Annotated in this window: 17 protein-coding genes and 1 pseudogene; 16 read left to right on the top strand and 2 right to left on the bottom strand. The window is 41.5% G+C overall.

Features of this window, described 5'->3' with window-relative positions; all coding sequences use genetic code 11:
- The first annotated feature begins 22 nt into the window (after positions 1-22).
- From pstB to D8797_RS05100, 13 genes and pseudogenes are all read left to right on the top strand, one after another.
- On the top strand, positions 23-781 hold the full coding sequence (gene pstB / locus D8797_RS05165; RefSeq protein ID WP_045497249.1) for a phosphate ABC transporter ATP-binding protein PstB: 759 nt from the start codon (positions 23-25) through the stop codon (positions 779-781).
- Positions 782-792: 11 nt separating this feature from the next.
- Positions 793-1,446, top strand: coding sequence for a phosphate signaling complex protein PhoU (phoU, locus tag D8797_RS05160; protein WP_005591940.1), 654 nt, complete (start codon positions 793-795; stop codon positions 1,444-1,446).
- A 362-nt stretch (positions 1,447-1,808) separates the two neighbouring features.
- On the top strand, positions 1,809-2,372 hold the full coding sequence (locus D8797_RS05155) for a hypothetical protein (RefSeq protein WP_125379526.1): 564 nt from the start codon (positions 1,809-1,811) through the stop codon (positions 2,370-2,372).
- A gap of 270 nt (positions 2,373-2,642) precedes the next feature.
- On the top strand, positions 2,643-3,272 hold the full coding sequence (locus D8797_RS05145) for a hypothetical protein (RefSeq protein ID WP_125379525.1): 630 nt from the start codon (positions 2,643-2,645) through the stop codon (positions 3,270-3,272).
- A pseudogene (locus D8797_RS05140) lies at positions 3,263-4,602 on the top strand (hypothetical protein). The gene D8797_RS05145 and the pseudogene D8797_RS05140 overlap by 10 nt, the downstream one beginning before the upstream one ends.
- Before the next feature lie 10 nt (positions 4,603-4,612).
- The gene (locus D8797_RS05135) at positions 4,613-4,909 is read left to right on the top strand and encodes a hypothetical protein (RefSeq protein WP_125379524.1); all 297 of its coding nucleotides are present in this window, start codon (positions 4,613-4,615) and stop codon (positions 4,907-4,909) included.
- A gap of 8 nt (positions 4,910-4,917) precedes the next feature.
- Positions 4,918-5,244, top strand: a complete 327-nt coding sequence (locus tag D8797_RS05130; RefSeq protein WP_125379523.1) for a hypothetical protein — start codon at positions 4,918-4,920, stop codon at positions 5,242-5,244.
- Between the two features lie 242 nt (positions 5,245-5,486).
- Positions 5,487-8,030 carry a M1 family metallopeptidase gene (locus tag D8797_RS05125; RefSeq protein ID WP_125379522.1) on the top strand — a complete coding sequence of 848 codons (2,544 nt, stop codon included), beginning with the start codon at positions 5,487-5,489 and terminating at the stop codon, positions 8,028-8,030.
- A gap of 219 nt (positions 8,031-8,249) precedes the next feature.
- Positions 8,250-8,696: a hypothetical protein gene (locus tag D8797_RS05120; RefSeq protein WP_125379521.1), complete on the top strand. Its 447-nt coding sequence runs from the start codon at positions 8,250-8,252 to the stop codon at positions 8,694-8,696.
- Between the two features lie 120 nt (positions 8,697-8,816).
- Entirely contained in the window at positions 8,817-9,491 is a 675-nt protein-coding gene (locus D8797_RS05115; protein ID WP_125379520.1) for a response regulator transcription factor, read from the top strand.
- A complete protein-coding gene (locus D8797_RS05110; protein WP_125379519.1) occupies positions 9,481-10,845 on the top strand; it encodes a sensor histidine kinase in 1,365 nt (454 codons plus the stop codon). Before D8797_RS05115 ends, D8797_RS05110 begins: the two co-directional genes overlap by 11 nt.
- A gap of 74 nt (positions 10,846-10,919) precedes the next feature.
- Entirely contained in the window at positions 10,920-11,306 is a 387-nt protein-coding gene (gene gloA, locus D8797_RS05105; protein ID WP_005590267.1) for a lactoylglutathione lyase, read from the top strand.
- Between the two features lie 89 nt (positions 11,307-11,395).
- A complete protein-coding gene (locus D8797_RS05100) occupies positions 11,396-12,793 on the top strand; it encodes a polysaccharide deacetylase family protein (protein WP_125379518.1) in 1,398 nt (465 codons plus the stop codon).
- Between the two features lie 81 nt (positions 12,794-12,874).
- Here D8797_RS05100 and D8797_RS05095 read toward each other — a convergent pair whose 3' ends face one another.
- Together D8797_RS05095 and D8797_RS05090 are read right to left on the bottom strand one after the other, a co-directional pair.
- On the bottom strand, positions 12,875-13,963 hold the full coding sequence (locus tag D8797_RS05095) for a DEAD/DEAH box helicase (protein WP_312023859.1): 1,089 nt from the start codon (positions 13,961-13,963) through the stop codon (positions 12,875-12,877).
- Positions 13,956-14,936, bottom strand: coding sequence for a Gfo/Idh/MocA family protein (locus tag D8797_RS05090; protein ID WP_125379516.1), 981 nt, complete (start codon positions 14,934-14,936; stop codon positions 13,956-13,958). The genes D8797_RS05095 and D8797_RS05090 overlap by 8 nt, the downstream gene beginning before the upstream one ends.
- Positions 14,937-15,040: 104 nt before the next feature.
- On the opposite strand from D8797_RS05090, the gene udk reads away from it, so the two are divergent.
- The 3 genes from udk to D8797_RS05075 all read left to right on the top strand — a co-directional run bounded on the left by udk (position 15,041) and on the right by D8797_RS05075 (position 18,446).
- Positions 15,041-15,676 (top strand): uridine kinase, encoded by a 636-nt coding sequence (gene udk / locus D8797_RS05085; RefSeq protein WP_005591973.1) that lies wholly within the window; start codon positions 15,041-15,043, stop codon positions 15,674-15,676.
- A gap of 40 nt (positions 15,677-15,716) precedes the next feature.
- Positions 15,717-16,385, top strand: coding sequence for a YoaK family protein (locus tag D8797_RS05080; RefSeq protein ID WP_125379515.1), 669 nt, complete (start codon positions 15,717-15,719; stop codon positions 16,383-16,385).
- Positions 16,386-16,880: 495 nt separating this feature from the next.
- Positions 16,881-18,446 (top strand): 2-isopropylmalate synthase, encoded by a 1,566-nt coding sequence (locus tag D8797_RS05075; RefSeq protein ID WP_125379514.1) that lies wholly within the window; start codon positions 16,881-16,883, stop codon positions 18,444-18,446.
- Positions 18,447-18,449 lie beyond the last annotated feature (3 nt).

Below are 18,449 nucleotides of genomic sequence, written 5' to 3'. Positions count from 1 at the left end.
AAGAAACTAAAGGAATGAATTTATGACAGAACCTATTTTGCAAGTCAAGGACTTGTCGGTTTATTATAATAAAAAGAAAGCACTCAATAGTGTCTCCTTGGACTTTATGCCTAATGAAATCACTGCCTTGATTGGACCGTCCGGTTCAGGGAAATCTACCTTGCTCAAGGCTATCAATCGCATGGGAGATTTGAATCCTGAAGTCACTACGACAGGCACAGTCATCTATAACGGCCACAATATCTACAGTCCTCGGACAGATACGGTGGAGTTGCGCAAGGAAATTGGCATGGTGTTCCAGCAACCTAATCCTTTCCCGATGACCATTTATGAAAATGTTGTCTATGGACTGCGCATCAACGGTGTCAAGGATAAACAGGTTTTAGATGAAGCGGTAGAGCGTTCCTTGATTGGGGCTTCTATTTGGGACGAAGTGAAAGACCGTTTACATGATTCCGCTATTGGTCTCTCTGGTGGTCAACAGCAGCGGATTTGTGTAGCACGCGTTTTGGCTACCAGTCCGAAAATTATCCTCTTGGATGAGCCAACGTCAGCGCTAGATCCAATCTCTGCGGGTAAAATTGAGGAAACTCTCTATGGACTTAAGGACACCTATACCATGCTCTTGGTAACTCGCTCCATGCAGCAGGCTTCTCGGCTTTCGGATAAAACAGGCTTCTTCTTGGGTGGCGATTTGATGGAGTTTAATGATACTAAGGAGATGTTCCTCAACCCACAAAATAAGGAAACAGAAGATTATATTACAGGAAAATTTGGATAAGGAGTTGAATGATGTTACGATCTCAATTTGAAGAAGATTTGGAGAAATTGCACAATCAGTTCTACGCAATGGGACAAGAAGTGCTCTCACAAATCAACCGCACGGTGCGTGCTTTTGTCACGCATGACCGTGACTTGGCAAAGGAAGTCATCGAAGATGATGCAGAAGTAAATGAATATGAAGTGAAATTGGAAAAGAAATCATTTGAAATGATTGCCCTCCAACAACCTGTTTCTCAAGACCTTCGTACTGTCTTGACCGTTCTCAAGGCTGTTTCAGACTTAGAGCGTATGGGAGACCATGCGGTATCCATTGCAAAAGCGGCTATTCGTATGAAGGGTGAACAGCGTATTCCAGCCGTCGAGGACGAAATTAAAAAGATGGGCCGCGATGTGAAAAATTTCGTTGAAGCTGCTCTTGATCTCTACCTGAATGGTTCTGTAGATCAAGCCTATGAGGTAGCAGCTATGGATGAAAAAATCAACCATTATTTCGATAGCATTCGTGACCTGGCTACGGAAGAAATCAAGAAAAATCCTGAAGCCATCGTTACAGGTCGTGATTACTTCCAGGTTATTTCTTTCTTGGAACGTATCGGCGATTATGCCAAAAACATCTGCGAATGGGTCGTTTACTTTGAAACGGGTAAAATTATTGAATTATAATATATGTTAAAGAGACAGGCTAAGCTTGTCTTTTTTGTTTTGGGAGGAGAAAAGGTGATATGAGACGAATTCAAAAGATAGATACTTGGACTTCATGTAGATAACAGACAAATTGGATTTCAATGGATTAAAAGGTCTAAAACAAAAAGATAATTTATCGATATGACCTAAGTACTCCCCTTTTGGTTGAAATGATTGAAAAAGAAATGGAGGATAATGCTAAAAATTATGCTACAATGTAGGAAAGTGATAGCTGAAAGCCTTGTTTTATAGCATACTACAATGGAGGTATAATTATGAGAAAAAATATTATTGTCGTTCTGGCAATTTTGTTCGTTCTAGTTTTAGGAGGGGGATACTGTATGACAAAATGGATTGAATATCAAAACTCGCCGTATAATGTCAGTGACGTTTTAGACGATAAAGGAGCAAAACTTTACAAACGAGGATTTCGTTTGTTGGAAGAACAGTTGTCAACTTATATCAAGGAGCACTATTCAGGAGTCAGTAAAATAGAGTTTTCGCCAATTTTTGTTCAAGGTGGGGATGGGCAGACTATGTTCGATGCTAATATCGTTCCCGTAATTTATGACAATCATGGGAATAAGGCTTATTTAGGGCGGAAAGTTGGTAAGCATGGATATGCAAGCTACGGTCTTTTAGGAGATCTACGGTTAGATTTTAATGGATTTGATGAGGAAGTGATTGAAATTGATGTAGATGGTAAATTTCTTGACATAACGAATTACAAAAGCTTGCCTCCAAAAGCTAAATTAACAATCAACCCCTCAATAGATGAAAATATTGAAGCGCTTGTCAATGCTGGTCACCTAAAAGATGTGGTTAAAAGTGAAAAAGGCAGTCTAAAAGCAGAAGTTGCCTATAATACAGAAATTAAGAAAGGAAATGAGTGGGAATGGCGTTGATAGAATGGCATTGTTTATATTAATAACACTTAGTAAGGCTAAAAGATGTTAAGGAATCAGATGTAGTAAGTCCGAATGCTGAAATAGACTACAACTTATAAATTAAAAGAGGGAGCTACTCAGAATGGGAATAATCTTTGATTAAATGGGGATGTTTCTGTTTATGGATAGATAATATTACAGGAAAAGTCGGCAAGAAATATTATATTGTGATATACTATAAACAGAAATAATGGATTCGTTTTCATTTAGACATAAAGGTGACAGTTAATGAAGAAAAAAAAACTTGCAATTATAGCTGTAATAATTATCTTAGTTTCAGGAGGGGGATACTGTATGACAAAATGGATTGAATATCAAAACTCACCGTATAATGTTAGTGACGTTTTAGATGATAAAGAAGTAAAACTTTACAAACGAGGATTTCGTTTGTTGGAAGAACAGTTGTCAACATATATCAAAGAGCGATATTCAGGAGTCAGTAAAATAGAGTTTTCACCAATTTTTGTTCAAGGTGGGGATGGGCAGAGCATGTTTCGAGCTAATATTGTTCCTGTGATTTATGATTTACAAGGCAATAAAGCTTACTTGGGAAAAAAAATTGGCGAGAAATCCTACAGTCATTATGGTAGTTTTTGGGATGTTAGGCTTGATTTTAATGGCTTGGATGAAGAAATCATAGAATTAAAGGTTGGTGACGATTTTATTGATATTTCCAAGTGTAAAGAATTACCTGTGGAAGCCAAATTATCAACTAAACCAAAAATGGATGAGAATATAGAAGCTTTAGTCAAAGCTAGTCAATTGAAGAATGTGGTTAAAAGTGAAATCGGCAGTCCAGATGCAGAAGTTGTCTACAATACAGAAATTAGGAAAGGAGACTTTTTAGAATGGCCTTAACAGACGAGAGCATACAAGAATTACAAGTTGAAGTTCTTAATATAATAAAAAAAGAAAAAAGGGGAATGAGTTCTCGCTTGATGATAGCGGAAAGAAATATAAACTGATTAACGAAGTCAACGAAACCACCCAAGCCATTGCTGTTGCGCCTCTTGATAAGGAAGGTAAGCCAGATTACAGCCAAACTACTATTGTTGTTGCTGGAACTCAAGCTCCGGGTGGAGACATTAATAATCATGTTTTAGAATCTGGCTTCAATGCAGTAATGGCAAGAAATCAATTAACGGAACAGACAAAGGACGTTCGGGAGTTTTATAACCAATCATTAACTAAGGCTAAAAAAATGGCTGGAACAGGACAAGAAGTTAATATCAGTAATATGTCGGGATTTAGTCAAGCGGGACCAGCAGTTGCTAAAGTAGCTGCGGAAATGAAAGTCCAGAAGATTACAAATTTCATGGACTGGGGTGCGTGGAATTCGTTAACAAAAAATACAGCCGATTATAGAGGGATTAGTGATGAAGAATTTGATTATCTTAATAAACACTTACATTCATACAGTGATCGGGGGAAAGATTTAACAAGTTGGGATGGTCATGGGGGGATCATTCCGTATGGAAAAGTATTTACTGTAGAGGGAAAACATCATAATGCTGGCTTACCAAAGATTAAAGGTAACAGTCTAGATATTAATTGGTATGTAAAAAATAGTCTTTTCTGTTCCGGCATGACTGAAAAGCAAGTGAGGGAGATTGCCAAAAGAAAGGCTAAAGCTGCTGAAAAATTTGACTTGTCTAAGCTAGAGACATGGTTTGACAGTACAGATCCAGAATCTTATGTCAAGGAATATCTAGAAAAATATGGTTCTTTTGCTCCAGAACCTTCTAAGCAAGAATTACTCACTCTAAAGAGACGACGCATTGATGAACTGCACGCTTCTTTGAAAACGACTACAGGCAGTCAAATGATTAGCTTGAGAGAGGAACTTGTTCGTACAAGTGCGCAAACGGCTCAGTTACAAGCTGAAGTATATGAGCAGGAGATCAAAGATAAACTTGCAAATGCCAAGGAAAGTGTCTCTCAGCATATAACAGAACTACGATCAGCAGCGTATACGCTGGCTCATAACCTTTCTGGTGGAGAGATAGAGGGTTTACTGTCTGAGTTGAGTTTTGAGCTAGCTTGGAATACTGGAATAGAAGCAGCAACTCTTTCTTCGGCCAACTCATATCAGAAGGAAATGACAAGTATAGCAGGTAAATTAAATAAGGCAGCTGATAGAATTGTAGAAATCGACCAAAAAGGTAGCCAGATTTTTGGGGAATTATAGGAGGAAGCGTATGATTGAACCAATGATAGAGGATCGAGCGGAAGCAGAACGTATCAAAAAAGAGTATCTGAGGATACAGGAACGTCTGGCTATTCGAGGCTTAATCTCAGCTAAAAGAGCCACTCTCCTTGAAGAAAGTCGCCTATTGCAAGAATGGCTCACCAATCAGGCTGAGACAATGAAATCATTCTCATCAGTTCAGGTTCCTGCCGATTTGGAAGGTGCTTTTTCAGGATTAGCAGCCGAATCTATCAAGAATGTCTTAAATGAAGTCTCAACGCCTAATTTGATAAGTCCAATTCTGTAGGAGGGATTATGGATACAAAAAAGCAGATAGCACAATTAGATGATGAACATCTAGCATTTCGTAGAAAAGCCAGTGAATTGGAATGGGATTATCACGAGATGAAACGGGAAGCTAGAAATTTTTCGGAAGAAATGAGCAATTGGGTTATATCATTCTGTCGTCACAGTTCGCCTGCTGATTCATCTTATATATTACACCAAATTGAGGAAAATCGAGAAGATTTCGAGCGGAAAATAAGGCGTTACGAAGATCGACTAAATGAAGTCTGTCAAGAAGAAAATCGCTTATACAATAAAAAATTGAACGAACTGAAGAAAGAAACAAAGCAAACTTGAACTTCACTTTTCTTTTGTGACGAATCTGTCAGACAGGCTAAGCTTGTCTTTTTTGTTTTGAGGAGGAGAAAAGTGAATAACAGGATAGCTTTAAAATGATTACTTTATGTTTGAAAGTAAAAATCAATTTTGAGTCAGTTAGGATGAGTATAAAGTCACTAAATATGGTAGAATAGTAAGAGATGAATCATGAATGGAGGTTGGTTTAATACCAGCCCCTTCAATTAGATGAGGAGAAAAACATGCAAGCAGTTGCACATTTTATTGATACTTTTGTTCCAGAGCACTATGATCTCTTTTTGGATTTAAATCGTGCGGATAAGACTTTCTCAGGGAAAGTTACCATTACCGGGGAAGCCAATGCTGAGAAAATTTCCTTACACCAAAAGGATTTGACGATTGAGGCCGTAGAAGTGGCTGGACAAGCCCGTCCCTTCACTCTTGATAATGATAATGAAGCTCTTTATGTTGAATTGGCATCAGCAGGCCATGTGGAAGTGACCTTGACCTATACAGGTAAGATTACAGACAATATGACGGGGATTTACCCATCTTACTATACTGTAGATGGAGTGAAAAAAGAAATTATTTCTACGCAGTTTGAGAGCCATTTTGCCCGTGAAGCCTTTCCAAGTGTAGATGAGCCAGAAGCTAAAGCGACTTTTGATATGGCCTTGAAATTTGACCAAGCAGAAGGTGAACTTGCCTTGTCTAACATGCCTGAAATCGACGTTGAAAACCGGAAAGCGACTGGCATTTGGAAGTTCGAAAGAACGCCTCGCATGTCTTCCTATCTCTTGGCCTTTGCTGCAGGCGATATGCAAGGCATTACTGCTAAAACTAAAAACGGCACTTTGGTCGGTGTTTATGCAACCAAGGCTCATCCAGCCAGCAACTTAGAGTTTGCTTTGGACATTGCGGTTCGCTCGATTGAATTTTACGAAGAATATTATGGTGTCAAATACCCTATTCCTCAGTCGCTTCATGTAGCTCTGCCAGACTTTTCATCTGGCGCTATGGAAAACTGGGGTCTGGTCACATACCGTGAGATTTACCTCTTAGTAGATGAAAATTCTACGGTATCCAGCCGTCAAGATGTAGCACTTGTCGTTGCTCATGAGTTGGCTCACCAATGGTTTGGAAACTTGGTTACTATGAAGTGGTGGGATGACCTTTGGCTCAACGAAAGTTTTGCCAACATGATGGAGTATGTCTGTGTAAATGCGATTGAACCAAGCTGGAATATCTTTGAGAATTTCCAAACAACAGGTGTGCCTTTGGCGCTTAAGCGCGATGCGACAGACGGAGTTCAGTCTGTCCATGTGGAAGTGAAGCACCCTGACGAAATCAATACCTTGTTTGATCCGGCTATCGTTTATGCTAAGGGAAGCCGCCTTATGCACATGCTTCGTCGTTGGTTGGGTGATGAGGCATTTGCTAAAGGATTGAACGCTTACTTTGCTAAACACCAGTATGGAAATACCATCGGTCGTGACCTTTGGAATGCCTTGGGAGCTGCTTCTGGTCGTGATGTAGCAGCCTTTATGGACTCTTGGTTGGAACAGCCAGGCTACCCTGTTTTGACAGCTACAGTAGAAAACGATACATTGAAACTCTCTCAAAAACAATTCTTTATCGGAGAGCACGAAGATAAGAAACGCACTTGGGTCTTGCCTTTAAATAGCAACTGGAAAGGTTTGCCAGATACGCTGGAAACAGAAACGTTGGAAATTCCAAATTATTCTGCCTTAGCTGCTCAAAACCAAGGTGCCCTGCGCTTTAATACTGAAAATACAGCCCACTATATCACGGACTATCAAGGTGTCTTGCTTGACCAGATTTTAGATACCATTACAGACTTGGATAGCACCAGCAAGCTTCAAGTGGTGCAAGAGCGCCGTCTCTTGGCTGAAGCAGGCAGCATTTCATTTGCTGCTTTGGTTCCAGTTATTGAAAAACTGACAGAAGAAACCTCCTATTTGGTTGTCTCTGGAGTCAAAGCCGTTCTGAACGGTCTCAAGCTATTTGTGGACGAAGGAAGCGAGTGCGAGAAAGCATATAACGAATTGGTTGTTAAACTTATCAAATTCAACTTTGATCGTCTAGGCTTTGAAGCAAAAGAAGGGGAAAGTGATGAGGATGAGTTGGTTCGCCAGATCGTTGTAGGAGGTCTGATTGCAGCTGACGATCAAGCAGCAAGTCAAGAAGCAAGTCGCATTTTTGCTGCTCATCAAGAGAACTTGGAGAAATTGCCTGCAGCTATTCGCTTACATATTCTCATCAACCAAATCAAGCATTTTGAGAGCAAAGAATTGGCCGACCAATACTTGAATGATTATGTTTCGACAGTTGATGGTAGCTTCAAACGCCAATTGGCAGCTGCTTTGGCTTACACTAAGGACGCAGAAACACTTGCTCGTATCTTGGAATCTTTGAAAAACAAGGATATCGTAAAACCACAAGATTTGGCCATGAGTTGGTATTTCCCTCTCTTGAATCACCAATTTACTCAAGCCACTGCTTGGACCTGGGCGCGTGAGAATTGGGAGTGGATAAAGGCGGCTTTGGGTGGCGATATGAGCTTCGACAAATTCGTTATTTATCCAGCTAATGCTTTCAAGACAGCAGAAAGGCTAGCAGAATACAAGGCCTTCTTTGAGCCACAGTTGGACGATATGGCTATCAGCCGTAACATCAGCATGGGAATCAAAGAAATCGCAGCGCGTGTTGACTTGATTGCCCGTGAAAAAGCAGCGGTGGAAAATGCAATCAAGGCTTCAGTTTAGCCTAATGAAAAGATCAGATGTTAATATCTGGTCTTTTTTGTTGTTTAGAATCCCATAGTTTCAGTCTTCTTTAAGAAAAAATTCAGTCCCGTTTAAGCAAGCCTCCCTATAATAATCCTAGCATGTGAAGGGATGTGAGCTTGTGTATACAAGATTTATATTGCTTCATCATGTTAAAATCCATGAAAATATAAAATGTAGAAAGAGGAAAACTTTAAAATGGATATGGAAAAAATGATTGTAGTTAAAAAGAGTACTAAATGGTGGATGACGGCAGTGGCTAGTGCATCCTTAGCCGTCGGAGCGATTGGTGGCTATGGAATTGGTGCCTTGACACAGAAAAGCCCGCAGCAGAGTTCAGTGCAGGCTACTATGCCCCAGCAAAACAATCAAGTTGGTAAGATGCCAGGTCAAGGTGGGCAACCTCCTCAAGGTCAGGGGCAAGGAAATGAAAATGGGATGCCACCGCAGATGGGTGGACAAAACGGTCAAGATGGTCAAGGCGGTCCGGGAGGTGGAGGTCAGCCACCACAAGGAAATGGTCAGCCAGGAGGACCACAAGAAGGAAATCAATCAAAAAAGAAGCCATCAAACGCCGACGGGACAACAAAAGACGATAAGAACAGTGAAACGGTAGAAAATAACTCGAAAACAACAAATTCTTAAAGCATTTTCGACAAGTCATGATATAATAGAAAAAGAGAGCTTAAGATAGAATGAGAAGTGTTTGCCCTGTCTCTATTTAAACTAAACAAGATATGCTTTTTCTAGAAAGGGAGGAACAGGATGATTAAGATTCTATTAGTGGAGGATGACCTCGGTCTGTCAAATTCAGTATTTGATTTTTTAGATGATTTTGCAGATGTTATGCAGGTCTTTGATGGCGAAGAAGGACTATACGAGGCGGAAAGTGGCGTGTATGACCTGATTTTGCTGGACTTGATGCTTCCTGAAAAAGATGGCTTCCAAGTGCTTAAAGAATTGCGTGAAAAAGGGGTAACCACTCCTGTCCTCATCATGACTGCCAAGGAAAGTATCGATGATAAAGGCCATGGTTTTGAACTCGGTGCCGACGATTACCTGACTAAGCCTTTTTACCTGGAAGAGCTTAAAATGCGGATTCAGGCCTTGCTCAAGCGCTCTGGTAAGTTTAATGAAAATACCTTGTCCTATGGCGATGTGACGGTCAATCTTTCGACCAATTCGACCTTGATAGATGGAAAAGAAGTCGAGCTACTGGGTAAAGAGTTTGATTTGTTGGTCTACTTCCTTCAGAATCAAAATGTCATTTTGCCCAAGACTCAAATCTTCGACCGTTTGTGGGGCTTTGACAGCGATACGACGATTTCTGTGGTGGAAGTCTATGTATCTAAGATTCGGAAAAAATTGAAAGGAACGGCTTTTGCGAATAATCTTCAAACCCTTCGCAGTGTCGGTTACATTTTAAAGAATGCTGAATAAACTCAAAAAAACCTTTTATGCGGATGATTTTTCTTATTTCATTCGCTATTTTGGTGTGTTCACCCTGATTTTCTCGGCCATGACGCTCATTATTATCCAAGTCATGCGCTCTAGCCTTTACACGACCGTTGATGATAATCTCAAAAGTCTCAGTCAAAATCCCGCCTGGGTAGCCAATCTAGCCTATCGGACGACGGGGCGACAATACCAAGAGCCAGAGAACAAGGATTCAGAGCATGAGCAAGCTCCTGATATTAAGATTGAGGAACCAGGCAGGGTCAATGTCAGTGCCAATACTTCAGCTATTCTTTTGAATGATGATTATCAGAATGTATCAGCCAAAAATAGCTTTTTAAACTTTGATGCGATTAAATTTAACAAACGCTTTCTTAATCAGATCAAGCAAATACAACTAACTAATAGCTATGGACAGGTCGAGAGTTATCGGGCCTACATGTTTGACATTGATCCAAATGATGAAATTGAAAATGTCAAATACGCAGTTGTCATGACCAGCATCAGCCAGCTGGAGCAGACTAGCGAAAAGCATGAAAAGCTGATTGCCATTGTCATGATTAGTTTTTGGGGGATTTCCTTGATTGCCAGTATCTATCTGGCTCGGATGAGTGTCAAGCCTCTCTTGGACAGCATGCAGAAGCAGAAATCCTTTGTTGAAAATGCTAGCCACGAATTGCGGACTCCTTTGGCTGTGCTGCAAAATCGTCTGGAATCTCTCTTTCGCAAGCCTGAAGCCACGATTATGGAGTCTAGTGAGAGCATCGCATCTAGTTTAGAGGAAGTGCGAAATATGCGCCTGTTGACGACCAATTTACTCAACCTAGCTCGGCGCGATGACGGTATCAAGCCAGAATACGGTGAAGTCACACCAGACTTCTTCACGACAGCTTTTTCTAACTATGCTATTATTGCAGAGGAGAGCGACAAGGTCTTTGATTTCAAAAATCTTGTTTCAAAATCAATCACGACAGACAAGGTCTTGCTTAAGCAGGTGATGACCATCCTTTTTGATAATGCCATCAAATACACGGAAGAAGATGGAGAGATCTATTTCGTGGCTTCCGCCAATGATCGGAGCTTGACCTTGCGGATCTCTGACAATGGTCCAGGGATTGCGGGCGATGATAAGAAAAAAGTCTTCGATCGTTTTTATCGGGTGGACAAGGCTCGGACTCGTCAAAAGGGTGGTTTTGGACTAGGCCTATCCTTGGCAAAACAAATTGTAGACGCCTTAAAAGGAACTATCACAGTCAAAGATAACAAACCGCGTGGAACCATCTTTGAAATCAGAGTTCCTCTTAGGTCAGATATTAGAAAACGAATCAGCAAAAGCTGAAAAACTTTTCATATTATTTCAAATTTGACTGCTTTTGCGGTATAATAAAAGAAAGAAATGAGAGAGGTACAACCATGACATCAAAAATGTTGCACACTTGTTTACGAGTGGAAAATTTAGAGGCTTCGATTGCCTTTTATGAAGACGCGTTTGGTTTTAAGGAATTGCGCCGCAAGGACTTTCCAGAGCATGCTTTTACCATTGTTTATCTTGGTTTGGATGGCGATGATTATGAGCTTGAATTGACTTATAATTACGACCATGGACCTTATGTAATCGGTGATGGCTTTGCCCATATCGCTCTTAGCACGCCTGATTTGGAAGGCTTGCACGCTGAGCATGCTGCTAAGGGCTATGAAGTGACTGAGCCAAAAGGGCTGCCTGGAAACCCACCAAATTATTATTTCATCAAAGATCCTGATGGCTACAAGGTCGAAGTGATTCGAGAAAAAAGTCTTTAAAAATAGGTGAAACTTGTATTTTAGCACTTGTAAGATACAAGTTTTTTAACATCAGAATCATTTTATGACAATAGCTTAGGGGATAATAGATGAAAAGACAACATAAAAGGAAGCGTAGACGAAAATATAGACTGATTCTCAGTCTTCTGAATCTGCTTTTCTTAGGACTTCTTATTTTTGGCGGACTACGAATCTATGAAATGTTTCAGGAGCAGGAATTCCAGAAAAAGATTACAGAAGTGATTGCCAAGGAAGAGCAAAAACATACTGACAATGCTGAGAAGCAGGCTGGTAGGATTGGTAGCCATTATGTGGCAGCTTTTTATCCTCTGATGAAGGGGCAGCCTCTTCAAAGTGTCAAAGATAAAATCTTGCAGGACAGTCAGAGCATTTCAGATGACAAAAAGCAGAAGGAAAACTTGACGGCTTTTACCTTTTACTATACGGAGGAGAAGTCTACTAGTCTTGCCAATACCAAGGAAGTAGTCATTCAGCGAAAAGATTACAGCATCTCAAAAAGAGACATCAAGTCTGAGGAGGCAAGAGAGGTAGCCTCAACTTATATCAATCAGGAAGGTACGTCGGTCACTTTGGACAAGCTGTTTCAAAATCCAGAAGCTGCTAAGGAAATTTTCCTGAAGGAGTTGACCAGTCAGCTAACCTTTAGACAGGTGGAGGAAAGTCAGCAAACAGCAGCTTTAAATGACCTCCGAGAAATAGAACTGAGCCAGTGGAATTTTCACTATGAGCAAAGTTTATTTTCCATTCGTCTGCCCAAAGAAATCAAAGGTGTGTCGAGCGTGACAGTGCCTCTGTCTAGTTTTTATGACCTAATCCGTTCGGAATATTTGCAGGGGGCTGATTTGGAAGCTTACCAGCAGTATGAAACCAAGCGGCATGAGAAAATGGTTGCCTTGACCTTTGATGACGGTCCCGACAGTAAAACGACTCCTCAGGCCTTGGAAATTCTGAAACGCTACAATGCTAAAGCGACCTTCTTTATGGTGGGACAAAATGTTGCTGCCAATCCAGAACTGGCTAAACGTGTCCTTGATGAAGGCCATCAGCTCGGCATCCATACATGGAGCCATCCGGATTTGACCAAGTTACCTCTGAATCAATCCAAAAAGGAGATCTTAGATACTCAGGAAGCCATTTATAAGGCGACTGGTATCCGACCTATGATCACAAGACCGCCTTACGGAGCCATCAACTCTACGGTTCAAAATGCTGTAGATCAGTCCTTTATCATGTGGAGTGTGGACAGTCTCGATTGGAAAACACGCAATACAAAGGCTATTATGCAGGAGATCGTGAAGACCCAGCCGGGATCTATTATCCTCATGCATGATATCCATCAGACGTCCATCGATGCTCTGCCAAGCGTCCTTGACTATCTGAAGAACAACGGCTATACTCTGGTGACAGTTGATGAACTATTAGAAAATCAGCTTCAACCACATCAGATTTATTACAGCAGAAATTAAAAAAGCATTGGAAATATTAAATTTCCAATGCTTTTTGCTTTGCTATCATCAAATAAGAATATTGATGACCGTAATTCTCGCTTAAGGACACACATACAGTTCTTGTTTTTTCAAGATGATTTCTCGAACAGAGGCATATTTTTTGAGAGCTTTTAATTCTTCTGGGTGGCTGATGAAGGTGATGACATAGCCTTCCTTGCCCATGCGACCTGTTCGGCCAGAACGGTGAGTGTAGGTTTCCAAATCGCGCGGCACTTCGTAGTTGACTACGCACTCTAGAGAATCAATATCAATGCCACGCGCAACTATGTCAGTCGCCAGCAAGAGCGTGATATCGTAATCTTTAAATTTCTCAAGAATGACCTTGCGGAATTTTACATTGACATCGCTGGCTAGAGAGACCGCGTTAGCTCCTCGGTACTGAAGCTTTTCTTCGGCGCTGCCCAAATCTGACAAGCTGTTGAAAAAAACTAGACCACGAAATTCTTCTACATTGGATAGCTTGCGCAAGAGTTCAACCTTGTCACGCTTTTCCACCTGCATATAGAAGTGCTGGATATTGTCCAAAGTCTGGTCTTCAATGCTGATGCGCAGAGTATTTTCAGCGATCTTCTCTTGGTCGAACTTAGCAGTAGCACTCATGTAAATCAGCTGGTGGTCCCGCGGTGCATAATGCAGAATCTTATCAACAAACGCATACTGGGAATCACTGAGAAGCTGGTCAAATTCATCTAGGATAATAGTATCAACATTCATCATCTTGATTTTCTTGAGCTTGATGAGCTCGAAAATCCGCCCTGGTGTGCCAATTAGGATCTCCGGCCCTTTCTTGAGCCGCTCAATCTGCCTTTTCTGGCTATTACCAGAGAGGAGGAGTTGACTACTCAATCCCAAAGGCTCCGCCCAATACTTACAAACATCAAAAATCTGTCCCGCCAGCTCTGTATTTGGAGCTAAAATCAAAAGCTGTTGCGCTTTTTTAGGTTTTAATTTCAATAAACTAGGAAAGAGATAGGCCAATGTCTTGCCCGTACCGGTCGGACTGATGCCTAGCACCGTTTCTTCCTGAGAAATGGGCTGGAATATTTTTTCTTGGATGGCAGTCAGTTCAGCAAAACCGAGCTGATTTAGCTGTTCCTGCCAGACTGTTGGAAATGTTTCTTTAATCATGGTCAACCTCAAATCTAATACCAGCATCTTTTCTCATGGCAAACAGACACTCATGCACAGCGGTAGCAGCCTGTAGGTAGTTGGTATAAAGCTCTTCCTGGTCGCCTTTAAGCACACGAGCAAAAGCCTGAGCCTCTTCCAGCATTTGGTGCTCTGCTTGATGGATAGTTAGACTTTCCGTCTCTCCAGTCAGCTTTTGGAAAATGGCAGAGCGGATAAACTCGATACCATCTAAGGTCAGAGTGCCTTGGTCCGTATAGATTTCAGCTGGTAGCTGGCTATGAATATTTTTTCCAGCTTGGATACGAACCTGAAAATCTGGATAAATCAGACTGCCTGAACCGTTGAGGTCAACGCTATTTGGCAGTTGTTGAGCTGTATAGCAGACGTTTTGTGGAGCACCAAACAGCCGGACAGCTGCATAAAGCGTATAAACTCCCAAATCCATTAGAGCACCGCCTGAGAATTTAGCAGAAAAAACATTGGGTTCCTGTCCACTCAGTAGAGCTCCCATCTTGGAGGAGTATTTGGCATAAGTAAAATTAGCTCCCCAGATTTTCTTGTCCTTTAGAAAGTTCTGAATGACTGTAAAAGCTGCTTCGTGGTAGTTTCTGGCTGCCTCAAAGATATAAACCTGATGTTCAGCCGCCAGCTTAACCAATTCCTGCCATTCTTCAGGCCTTGATACAGCTGGCTTTTCAACGATGACATGCTTTCGAGCCAAAATGGCTACCTTGGCATGGTTGAAGTGGAGGCTATTAGGACTGGCGATATAAATTACATCTAGGTCGGCAGATAAGAATTCAATCGTATCGGTGTAGAGTGCGACGTTTTGATAATCTCGCGCAAAACGCTCCGCGGAACTCAAGGTGCGCGAGTAAACAGCTGTTAGCTGATACTCACCACTCAGTTGGGCTGCCTTGATAAACTCATGGGAAATGGTTCCCGTACCGATGATACCGAGTTGTAACATACTTTCTCCTTTAAAATGATTTTCCTGAATTTTTCTTGATTCACCCTTTCATTATATCATGAATTGAGGTAAAATAGATAAGATAACAAGTAATGGAGAAAACAATGCAAAATAGACCTATTATTATCGGTGTTACAGGTGGCTCTGGTGGGGGAAAAACCAGTGTATCTCGGGCGATTTTAGATCATTTTCCAAATGAAAAGATTTCTATGATTGAGCATGATTCTTACTACAAGGATCAGTCGCATTTGACCTTTGAGGAGCGGGTTAAGACCAACTATGACCATCCTTTTGCTTTTGATACAGACCTCATGATTGAGCAGATCAAAGAGCTTTTGGCTGGCCGTCCAGTGGACATCCCGACCTATGATTATACGGAGCACACGCGCAGCAATAAAACCTATCGTCAGGAACCGCAGGATGTCTTCATTGTAGAGGGAATTTTGGTCTTGGAAGATCAACGCCTCCGCGATTTGATGGACATCAAGATTTTCGTCGATACTGATGATGATGTGCGGATTATTCGTCGGATTAAGCGGGACATGGAAGAGCGCGGACGCAGTTTGGATAGTGTCATTGAGCAGTATCTGGGTGTCGTAAAGCCTATGTACCATCAGTTTATCGAGCCAACTAAGCGCTATGCGGATGTCATCATTCCAGAGGGCGCTTCTAATAAAGTTGCGATTGATTTGATTACTACCAAGATTGAAAAGATTTTGGAGGAAGCTAGAGAAGGATAGAAAGGAAGTCTGGTGTTACACTGGACTTTTTGGGTAAATTATGAGAAAGTTCGTCAAAAGGGAATTCCATTCTCGATCAAAGTTTTTTGCCTGTTTGCTGACTTTTTGCGCAGGTTTCGTGGATGCTTACACTTTCATGGAGCGCGGGGGTACATTGGTTGCGGGCCAGACAGGAAACGTCGTCTTTTTGTCCGTTGAGCTGATTCATCACAAGACTGGAGAGATTGAAGTCAAACTGGCTACCATGCTAGCCTTTATGCTGGGAATTTTTCTGATAACAATTTTCCGTCCTTTTTTTGAGCAGTCAATATGGCGAGTAAGTAGCATTTCACCAATGGTGCTCATCTGTACTCTGGTAGGTTTTATGCCAAGTACTGTGCCAAATATGTTGATCGTTCCTCCGATTGCTTTCTGTATGGGAGTCGTTGCGACAGCTTTTGGCGAAGTAGATGGCATAGTCTACAATAATTCCTTTATGACAGGAAATATCAAGAAAACGATGGTGGCTTTTGGAAATTTTGTGCGAACACAGGAAAAACCATACTTGAAAGAAGGCGTTTTCTTTGTTGCTTTGTTAGGAAGCTTTGTCATCGGAGCCATTATTTCGACCTACCTGCTTCAATTTTACGCCTTAAGAACCATTTGGATCGTTGCAGGAATTCTATTTACCTTCATGATGTTCCGCTTGGTTCAGTATGTACGAAGATAAAGACGAAATGGCTTAGGAAAGAAGAAGCCTGATTAGTAAATTATTAAAAGAAGAGAAATGAGAGAAATAATATAATACTAGAAGAAGGAGGAGCTGGCCTGCTTCTTCTTTTTCGCATTTATACTAATAAGGCTACAAAATAATCCAGCATATTAAAAATTTTCAGAAAATAACGAATTATCTGTTGACAGCCGAATGATACTGTGCTAAAATACTAATCAATAACATTTCAAAAGGAGTCAGTCAAACATGATGTCAACTCAATTTTCAAACTTTGCTTTGTTGTTGCGTTACTCGGGCTAGTGCGAAAGCATTAGTCCTGTTTGGCTTACCAAGCGGGAGTAAATCAACATCTCGCTTGGTTTCCAGCGAGATGTTTTTATTTTATTCTTTACGAAAATCTTTGCTAGGATATACTGCGAAAAATTAATTTCATAGTTGTATCTCTCATTGATTTTTATAGCTGTTTTAAACGATAAAGAAAGAGGAAAGTCTATGCAAAAAGTTGAGTTTCTTGATACCAGCCTTCGGGATGGTGAGCAAACACCGGGAGTGAATTTCTCTATTAAGGAAAAGGTTGCCATTGCTAAACAACTAGAAAAATGGGGAATTTCTGCTATTGAAGCTGGTTTCCCAGCTGCTAGTCCAGATTCATTTGCGGCAGTACAAGAGATTGCTAAAGTCATTACTAAAGCTTCTGTCACTGGCTTGGCGCGTTCGGTTAAATCGGACATCGATGCCTGCTACGAGGCACTCAAGGATGCCAAACATCCTCAGATTCACGTCTTTATTGCGACCAGTCCCATCCACAGAGAGTTCAAGCTGAAAAAGTCCAAGGAAGAGATTTTAGAAGCCATTAAGGAGCACGTTTCCTATGCTCGCTCCAAGTTTGAGATTGTCGAGTTTTCACCTGAGGATGCGACGCGGACAGAGCTTGATTTTCTGCTTCAAGTTGTCCAGACAGCAGTTGATGCAGGTGCTAGCTACATCAATATTCCAGACACAGTCGGCTTTACTACGCCAGAAGAATTTGGCAATATTTTCAAGCATCTGATTGACAATGTCCAAACAGATCGTGAGATTATCTACAGTCCTCACTGTCACGATGATTTGGGAATGGCAGTAGCCAACAGCCTGTCTGCGGTCAAATACGGAGCTAGACGGGTGGAAGGCACAATCAATGGTATTGGCGAGCGTGCTGGTAATGCTGCGCTGGAAGAAGTAGCAGTTGCTTTAGAGATTCGTCAGGACTATTATCAGGTTGAGTCAGATATCGTCCTTAATGAAACCATCAACACTTCTGAGTTGGTGTCCCGTTTCTCAGGTATTCCGGTGCCTAAGAACAAGGCGGTTGTTGGTGGCAACGCCTTCTCTCATGAGTCTGGTATCCATCAGGATGGTGTTCTTAAGAATCCACTGACCTATGAAATCATCACACCTGAGCTGGTTGGAGTCAAGAGCAATTCACTTCCCCTCGGCAAGCTGTCTGGCCGCCACGCCTTTGTTGAAAAACTCAAAGAACTGGCTCTAGATTTTGAGGAATCTGAAATTAATGATCTCTTTGCTAAGTTTAAGGTCTTGGCGGATAAGAAAAACGAAGTCACGGATGCTGATATTCGGGCTCTGATTGCCGGAACGACCGTCGAAAATCCTGAAGGCTTCCACTTTGATGATCTGCAGCTGACGACCAATGACGATCATACCATCACAGCAGATGTGCAGCTGGTTAATGGCGACGGAGAGACGGTCAGCTGTGTGGCAGAAGGCAAGGGAAGTGTCGAAGCTATCTTTAATGCTATTGACCAATTCTTTAACCAGTCTGTTCAACTTTTGGCCTATAACATTGAGGCCGTGACGGACGGAATTGACTCTCAGGCGCGTGTTTTAGTAGCTGTTGAAAATACGGATACAGATACGATTTTCAACTCCTCTGGTATTGACTTTGATGTTCTTAAGGCCAGCGCCATTGCCTATATTCATGCCAATACCTTTGTGCAAAAGGAAAATGCAGGTGAAATCGGCCATCAGGTATCCTACCACGATCTGCCTGCAAATAATTAGAAG

This window comes from Streptococcus cristatus (assembly GCF_003944225.1).
Taxonomy (GTDB): domain Bacteria; phylum Bacillota; class Bacilli; order Lactobacillales; family Streptococcaceae; genus Streptococcus; species Streptococcus cristatus_K.
The sequence above is the reverse complement of the archived record's forward strand: the minus strand, read 5'-3'. Positions and strand labels throughout refer to the sequence as shown.

Coding starts and splice junctions, on each gene's coding strand:
- D8797_RS05090 (WP_125379516.1), bottom strand. CDS start 14,936: ATGTTACAACTCGGTATCATCGGTACGGGAACCATTTCCCATGAGTTT.
- D8797_RS05145 (WP_125379525.1), top strand. CDS start 2,643: ATGAAGAAAAAAAAACTTGCAATTATAGCTGTAATAATTATCTTAGTT.
- D8797_RS05130 (WP_125379523.1), top strand. CDS start 4,918: ATGGATACAAAAAAGCAGATAGCACAATTAGATGATGAACATCTAGCA.
- D8797_RS05110 (WP_125379519.1), top strand. CDS start 9,481: ATGCTGAATAAACTCAAAAAAACCTTTTATGCGGATGATTTTTCTTAT.
- D8797_RS05155 (WP_125379526.1), top strand. CDS start 1,809: ATGACAAAATGGATTGAATATCAAAACTCGCCGTATAATGTCAGTGAC.
- gloA (WP_005590267.1), top strand. CDS start 10,920: ATGACATCAAAAATGTTGCACACTTGTTTACGAGTGGAAAATTTAGAG.
- D8797_RS05125 (WP_125379522.1), top strand. CDS start 5,487: ATGCAAGCAGTTGCACATTTTATTGATACTTTTGTTCCAGAGCACTAT.
- D8797_RS05095 (WP_312023859.1), bottom strand. CDS start 13,963: ATGATTAAAGAAACATTTCCAACAGTCTGGCAGGAACAGCTAAATCAG.
- D8797_RS05080 (WP_125379515.1), top strand. CDS start 15,717: ATGAGAAAGTTCGTCAAAAGGGAATTCCATTCTCGATCAAAGTTTTTT.
- D8797_RS05100 (WP_125379518.1), top strand. CDS start 11,396: ATGAAAAGACAACATAAAAGGAAGCGTAGACGAAAATATAGACTGATT.
- udk (WP_005591973.1), top strand. CDS start 15,041: ATGCAAAATAGACCTATTATTATCGGTGTTACAGGTGGCTCTGGTGGG.
- phoU (WP_005591940.1), top strand. CDS start 793: ATGTTACGATCTCAATTTGAAGAAGATTTGGAGAAATTGCACAATCAG.
- pstB (WP_045497249.1), top strand. CDS start 23: ATGACAGAACCTATTTTGCAAGTCAAGGACTTGTCGGTTTATTATAAT.
- D8797_RS05115 (WP_125379520.1), top strand. CDS start 8,817: ATGATTAAGATTCTATTAGTGGAGGATGACCTCGGTCTGTCAAATTCA.
- D8797_RS05120 (WP_125379521.1), top strand. CDS start 8,250: ATGGATATGGAAAAAATGATTGTAGTTAAAAAGAGTACTAAATGGTGG.
- D8797_RS05075 (WP_125379514.1), top strand. CDS start 16,881: ATGCAAAAAGTTGAGTTTCTTGATACCAGCCTTCGGGATGGTGAGCAA.
- D8797_RS05135 (WP_125379524.1), top strand. CDS start 4,613: ATGATTGAACCAATGATAGAGGATCGAGCGGAAGCAGAACGTATCAAA.